Here is a 6,167-nt window from a genome sequence, read left to right as displayed (position 1 = left end):
GGAAGTCCCTAGTAACAACCGTATTGCCAAATTATGTTTTGTTTCCGCCGATCTGGTCAATCGTTTGCGTCTCTCACTTAACGAATCGTTAAGTGAGAGACAAAGAATTTATCAGACTAAACACGGAACCGTCTCGACCATGGACACCACTAACATCGGTCGGCATCGAAAATCGTTAAGTGAAAAAGAAGACGGGACGTTAACGGAAAAATCGTTAAGTGAGGATCAAACCCTAACGGAAAAATCGTTAAGTGAAGATGGGTCAGTTAAATCTACTCGGTTGACCGTGGGAAATTCTGTCACCGTTACCGGTGAGCATCCCAGAAAAGGACAGACGGGGGAAATAACCGCGTTGCCCAATCCCTACGCGGCCATCATCCTTTTCGACGATGGCAACAGAGAAATGTTAGGTTCGGACTTCCTTTCCTCAAAAACCATCGATGTAACCGCTAAATTTCAAGTCAAAGAAGGGCTGAATTACAGGACGGGTAACGGCTGTGAGTGGTATGTCAGGGTAGAACAGGCTACTTGGGAGCGGCTGCTAGGATACCGAAATCGCGTCGGTACGGCAACCATCGATGGGGCTATCAAACGAATGTTAGAAAGTATCGAGAACAGCCCACCCTAACGGAACCTTAACCCAGTTTGAGCTGCTCACTTAACGATTCGTTAAGTGAGGGGAGAATTGAAACCGACTATGGACATAACCCGATCCTTAGAGAGCGATCGATGACGCAGTGATCATCTTTCTGGGGGAGCAAATGATTTATCGAGTATTAACACGGAACAATTACAGATTAGAGAAACCAATTTTCAATCACTAAACCTTCTAAATCTTGAAAATCATCAACATTATTGGTAACTAAAGTCAAATTGTTGGTAAAAGCAATAGACGCTATTTGACCATCGACAAAAGCAGGACTCTTACCGAATTTAGACAATCTTGACCTTTCCCGTGCGTGATATTGGGCTGATTTTAAGTCATAATCGAATAAAGGTAGATTGGCTAAAATAACGTTATTTACATAATCCTCTAAGTCTTGGCGTTTTTTAGACAGAGGAAGTCGAAAACAACCAAATAATAGCTCATGGATTACCAGAGTAGCTGTGGCTATTTCCCGTTTAGATAATCTTAGCTTCGTCATGACCTTCTGATTCGGCTGAGGTCGTTTAGCCTCTGACAAAATATTAGTGTCTAGCAAATATTTGAGAGTCATAAACGAACATCTCTCCCCGTTGACTTGTCGCGTAAATTATCAAAACTATCATCATCAATACTTGCCAAATCTACTCTTTGTATAAAATCTTGCAAGGCTGACCCAAAATCCTTAACCTCTCTAATTTCCACTAATAACTCTTCATTATCAGGAAAATCAACTTCCTCTAATAACTCAATAGTTTTGCCTTTTTTAATTCCTTTAACTAACATAATATCAACTCCTTCTAAGCTTAACTAGCTACCAGCAAAAATTGTTTCATCAATAGAATTATAGCACTTAATAGAATAATTGAAGATTTCGGGAGTCACAGCGCTCCGAATTGTCAGAAAGATTGAGGAAAAATTAAAATTTTATTCCGTTCAAACCATGTAATTATCCCTACCTAAAGGTAAGCGCACCTAAAACGCTATTGACAATTAGCCAATTTTGTGAGCAGCATGGGCATTTCAAGTGACGAAGGTTTTTGTTGATACGGCAGCTTGGTTCGTTAAGTGAGGGGAGAATCACTCGGACAGTGGACAAGACCTTATCGTTAGGCAGCGATCGATGACGAAAGATTAACGGAAACGTAAGAAAGTATCGAGAACGGCCAACTTTAATCAAGGTCAATATTCTGTTTAGATGTTAGTCACGACGATTGAAAATTGGTATATAATTCAACTAATTACAAATCGTTATTTTGAGGGGCTTTGCCATCGGGAGTGCAGATGACTTACCTATCCCAAAAACCTCTGTGCCTCGTTGATTTGACACTCCCGTTGCACGACATAAATTTTCCATCCTTTCACCGAAATTCCTCCTTACAATGATAGTTAGAAATTAGGAGATTTATCCTTATCATCGAGAAGTCAGTTAATTTTTATTTATGATTTAATCGAAGAATGGAAATTTGAGATGGTCTGGGAAAATGTAGCCCCTCTAAATGAAGAAAATCAAGAGCTTATCCTACTGAATTAGTAGGGCAACCTCCTGAACAGTATGGAGATAAAAATTATTAAATTTTATTCTATTTTGATGTCAACTCTTATCAGGGAATTTCTCTGTGAGAGTTTTGCCAAAATAATATTGACACCAAAACTCAGCAATTTCTGCGACTAAAGGAGCGGATTCAGAAGTTAGTCCACTGCCACAGCTTGAGTTATAGCGTTCAGCATAATCTCTCGCCATTTGGTAACTCCAATAAGGATAATCTGAACTTGTCATACAGCGCAGGGCATCTTCAATTATTAAGGCATATTTGTTATTGATGACACGAATTTGTGTTCCAAATCTTATGTGTTTTTCCCAACCTTGAATTTGTTCTAGTTGGGTTAACAATTTATGCAAATCCTGCCGTTTATCTGGAGTTGGATATTCTAGGTAATCTTCCATTTTTTCAACAGTATGGTTAATTAGTTGGCAGTGTTCTGTCCAGGCTTCTTCTCCAAGAAAAGACCTGGTAGTTTGATTAGATTCCATCTGTTTGACTACCAATTTAGCTAGGTACAGCGCAAAATTAGCGGCGGCTTCCTTTTCTTGGCAAAGACTTTTGAGACTGGTGAGCCTTGTGACATTGAGGGCATATTTGGTTTGGTATAGTTCCCTCGCTGTCTCAACCAATTTGCGAATTTTAGGAGCAATATTCTTATTAGTTTTAGTATCCATTATTCGTTTCTCATTATTTTTATTATGCCTTCTTAACGGTTCTTAGTTACTTGGTATGATTCGATCAGGGGGCAGAAATCGGCTAAATCCTTATCTGGCAAAAGATTTAATTGATTAGTTCGCTCTAGACAAAAATACTTGATAAAAATCGCCAAACGTCTTTCTCTATAAGGGTTTCATCTCTTATAACCCCAGTCCATTGTACAACACAAACCGAAGAACCTGTTACATTTGATAAATTGAGGAGTTGATTAAAATTTATCCATATAACCGACCTACTGTTCTGTATTATCATTATACCATTTTCACACAGAACCTAGAAGATACTCCAATTTCTCAAGTCCTTACCTAGCTTACTCTTGAGTGGCTTTATTCTAAACTCCAGTCTCTATCCGAATAAGGAAGGGGTTGATTAGGGAAAGAGGTCATTCCGAGAGATTTATAGAATCATCTTGATTCTATTTTTCTTGGGATTTGCCTGATGATAACCATCGTTAACGACTTTCTCAATTTGTCTAACTTCCAACAAGCTTGGTTGAAAGTCAAAGAAAATAACGGTTGTGCGGGAGTTGACGCTGAAACCATTGATGATTTTGCTCAAAATCAAGATTTTAATCTTGTTCAATTAAGAGAAGCAGTCGCTAATAGCACTTATTGCCCTCACCCTTACAAACAAGTCAAAATTCCTAAAGAAGGAGGTAAATGGCGAGAATTAAGAATTCCAACCGTTAGAGAACGAATTGTTCAACAAGCTCTTTTAAATGTGCTTGCTCCTCTGGTTGAACCTCATTTTTCTCCTTGTAGTTTTGCTTATCGTCCTAATCTATCTTATATTCAGGCGGTAGAAAAAGTCGCTGATTGGCGTGATCTCGGATATCGATGGGTGTTAGATGCAGATATCGTTCAGTATTTCGATAATATCGATCATCAGATATTGCTTGTCCAATTACGTCAATATATCGATCACCCTGGTATTTTATGTCTGATCAAAGCTTGGATTTCTTCAGGCATATTAAGCGAGCAAGGATTGAAATTACCAAAGAAAGGAATACCTCAAGGCTCGGTTATTTCTCCTTTGCTTGCTAATATCTATTTAGATAAATTTGATCACACTATTGCTAATTCGGATATTAAATTAGTACGCTATGCAGATGATTTTTTAATTTTAGCTCGTACTCAAGAAAGAATTAGACAAGCTTACTCGGAAGTTGTTGATCTACTTGATTCTCTTAAGCTCAATATTAATCGTGATAAAACCCAAATTACTGACTTTGAACACGGGTTTTGTTTTTTAGGTCATGGCTTTTTAGAAAATGCTATCTTTCCTGTAGATAAACCCAAGAAAAAACAAGGAGATCGGAAAACACAGAGAGTCGGCGAATATTTATCAACTGGAAAAAAAAAAGTTCAGACGCAGAAGAGTTACAACCAGAAAAAGAAGAAATATCTCAGCAATTAATCATGTCTTCTGTAGAAATTAAAACCCTCACTAATACTTCCAATCCAAAGCAACAACAAATACAAGTTGCGCCACGTCCTCAAAAAAATGTTTGGAATCAGACAATGGCTACATTATATTTACTAGAACAGGGAACAATCTTGTTGAAAGAACAGTTTCGGTTTCTTATTCATGTACCAGACAAGGATAAAATAGAAGTCCCCATTCGAGATGTGGAAAGAATTCTTCTGTTTGGCAATATTAATTTATCTACTCCAGCGATCGCTACCTGTTTAGAATCACGAATTACTGTCTTGTTCCTCAGTCTTTCTGGGCGATATAAAGGACACCTTTGGAGTAAAGAAGCATCTAATTTGAATGTGGAATTACTACAGTTTCAACACAGAATGATCACCAATTTCAATTGAATACATCCAAAGCTATTGTTCGAGGCAAGTTAATCAATTCTAAACAATTATTACTAAGATTAAATCGTCAGCGCAATATTTTAGATATTGAACAGGCAATTTCAGGGATTAATACCGATCTTGAAGCTTTAAAGTTGGTAGATAATATTGACAGTTTACGAGGTTACGAAGGGATTAGTGCTGCTCGCTATTTTTCCGCTTTGGGACAATTAATAATCAACCCAGACTTTAATTTTTCTCAACGTCATCGTCAACCTCCCACCGATCCAGTCAATGCTCTTTTAAGCTTTGGCTACACTCTTTTATTTAACAATGTTCTCAGTTTAATTATTGCTGAAGGTCTTTCTCCTTATTTGGTTAACTTTCATTATGGTGAAAAGAAAAAACCTTATTTAGCTTTCGATTTAATGGAAGAATTTCGGTCGCCCATTGTTGATAGTTTAATGTTAACTTTATTTAACCAATCTATCCTAAAATCTAAAGATTTTGAATCTCTAACTGAAAACCCAGGAATCTATTTAACTGAACAGGGGAGACGACTATTCCTGAATCAATTTGAGAAGCGAATGACTGAAAAAGTTACCCACTCTCAAATTTCATCTCAGATTTCTTACCGAGAAGCCATTCAATTACAAATTCGGCTGTATAAACGTAGCTTGCTGTCATCTATAGCCTATGAACCTTTCTTTCGAGCCTCCTAATGTTAGTATTAATTGTTTACGATATTCCTGACAATAAAAGACGCACTAAATTATCTAACTTTCTGGAAGGATACGGCAAAAGAGTACAGTTTTCTGTGTTTGAGTGCTTTTTATCTTTAGCGGAAATGCGAGAACTTTATGAAAAAGTCAAAAAAAAAGTTAAACCAGAAGAAGATAATGTTAGATTTTATTGGCTCTCAAAAGATGCTACCTCAAAAACTTTAACTATCGGTAGCAAACACCCTGAACCCCCTCCACAATATTATGTAATCTAGAAAAAACAAAATCTTATCTCTCACCTTTATTAGTAAAAAAATCTCCTTAGAAAATTAAAGTAGGAGATTTTTTATTCACTAATCGTTAGCTTCACATTAATTAAAATTGCTAAGAAGTTAAAAGCTTTGAGTCTGGCTGTTGGTTCTATTTAGCGTCAATATTGGGTTTCCATTAATTAAACTTGCTAAGAAGTTAAAAGAGAACTGGAGGACAACGATGAACGATCGTCGCGTAACAAACAGTTTCCATTAATTAAACTTGCTAAGAAGTTAAAAGTGACTGATAAGCGCAGTCATTTAACCGAATTCATCGTTTCCATTAATTAAACTTGCTAAGAAGTTAAAAGGTATCTTCGTAGCAGTATGGAACCTTTTGGAGCTAGAAAAGTTTCCATTAATTAAACTTGCTAAGAAGTTAAAAGACCTCGCCCTCAAGGACGAGCTCAGCCACCAACGTTTCC

7 protein-coding genes, 1 pseudogene and 1 CRISPR repeat array are annotated in these 6,167 nt (G+C 37.1%); of the genes and pseudogenes, 4 read left to right on the top strand and 4 right to left on the bottom strand.

The genetic code is table 11. The annotated features are described in order from the left end of the window. Positions 1–628, top strand: a 628-nt coding sequence (locus PX482_RS10500; protein WP_288122416.1) for a hypothetical protein, incomplete at its 5' end; no start/stop codon positions are given. A gap of 169 nt (positions 629–797) precedes the next feature. On the opposite strand, the gene PX482_RS10495 is transcribed toward PX482_RS10500, so the two are convergent. The 4 genes from PX482_RS10495 to PX482_RS10480 form a co-directional block, all read right to left on the bottom strand. Next, complete coding sequence (locus PX482_RS10495) at positions 798–1,217, bottom strand: type II toxin-antitoxin system VapC family toxin (protein ID WP_002757569.1); 420 nt, start codon at positions 1,215–1,217, stop codon at positions 798–800. After that, on the bottom strand, positions 1,214–1,429 hold the full coding sequence (locus tag PX482_RS10490) for a hypothetical protein (RefSeq protein ID WP_002757568.1): 216 nt from the start codon (positions 1,427–1,429) through the stop codon (positions 1,214–1,216). The genes PX482_RS10495 and PX482_RS10490 overlap by 4 nt, the downstream gene beginning before the upstream one ends. 808 nt (positions 1,430–2,237) lie before the next feature. After that, positions 2,238–2,864, bottom strand: coding sequence for a hypothetical protein (locus PX482_RS10485; RefSeq protein WP_002757566.1), 627 nt, complete (start codon positions 2,862–2,864; stop codon positions 2,238–2,240). A 32-nt stretch (positions 2,865–2,896) separates the two neighbouring features. Beyond that, positions 2,897–3,019, bottom strand: a complete 123-nt coding sequence (locus PX482_RS10480) for a hypothetical protein (RefSeq protein ID WP_288027276.1) — start codon at positions 3,017–3,019, stop codon at positions 2,897–2,899. Between the two features lie 326 nt (positions 3,020–3,345). Between PX482_RS10480 and ltrA the strand changes: the two genes are divergently transcribed. From ltrA to cas2, 3 genes and pseudogenes are all read left to right on the top strand, one after another. Next, positions 3,346–4,323: a group II intron reverse transcriptase/maturase gene (gene ltrA, locus PX482_RS10475; RefSeq protein ID WP_002757564.1), complete on the top strand. Its 978-nt coding sequence runs from the start codon at positions 3,346–3,348 to the stop codon at positions 4,321–4,323. A gap of 2 nt (positions 4,324–4,325) precedes the next feature. After that, positions 4,326–5,431 (top strand): annotated as a pseudogene (gene cas1, locus PX482_RS27685) (CRISPR-associated endonuclease Cas1). After that, positions 5,431–5,706, top strand: coding sequence for a CRISPR-associated endonuclease Cas2 (cas2, locus tag PX482_RS10460; protein WP_002757558.1), 276 nt, complete (start codon positions 5,431–5,433; stop codon positions 5,704–5,706). The pseudogene cas1 and the gene cas2 overlap by 1 nt, the downstream one beginning before the upstream one ends. An 89-nt stretch (positions 5,707–5,795) precedes the next feature. Beyond that, a CRISPR array of direct repeats spans positions 5,796–6,128; the repeat unit is 35 nt; unit sequence GTTTCCATTAATTAAACTTGCTAAGAAGTTAAAAG. Positions 6,129–6,167: the final 39 nt, after the last annotated feature.

The sequence above is a fragment of the Microcystis sp. M53602_WE12 genome, assembly GCF_030065455.1.
Taxonomy (GTDB): domain Bacteria; phylum Cyanobacteriota; class Cyanobacteriia; order Cyanobacteriales; family Microcystaceae; genus Microcystis; species Microcystis aeruginosa.
The sequence above is the reverse complement of the archived record's forward strand: the minus strand, read 5'-3'. Positions and strand labels throughout refer to the sequence as shown.

Excerpts from the sequence above, each read along its gene's own strand:
- PX482_RS10485 (WP_002757566.1), bottom strand. The coding sequence starts at position 2,864 with ATGGATACTAAAACTAATAAGAATATTGCTCCTAAAATTCGCAAATTG.
- PX482_RS10495 (WP_002757569.1), bottom strand. The coding sequence starts at position 1,217 with ATGACTCTCAAATATTTGCTAGACACTAATATTTTGTCAGAGGCTAAA.
- ltrA (WP_002757564.1), top strand. The coding sequence starts at position 3,346 with ATGATAACCATCGTTAACGACTTTCTCAATTTGTCTAACTTCCAACAA.
- PX482_RS10490 (WP_002757568.1), bottom strand. The coding sequence starts at position 1,429 with ATGTTAGTTAAAGGAATTAAAAAAGGCAAAACTATTGAGTTATTAGAG.
- cas2 (WP_002757558.1), top strand. The coding sequence starts at position 5,431 with ATGTTAGTATTAATTGTTTACGATATTCCTGACAATAAAAGACGCACT.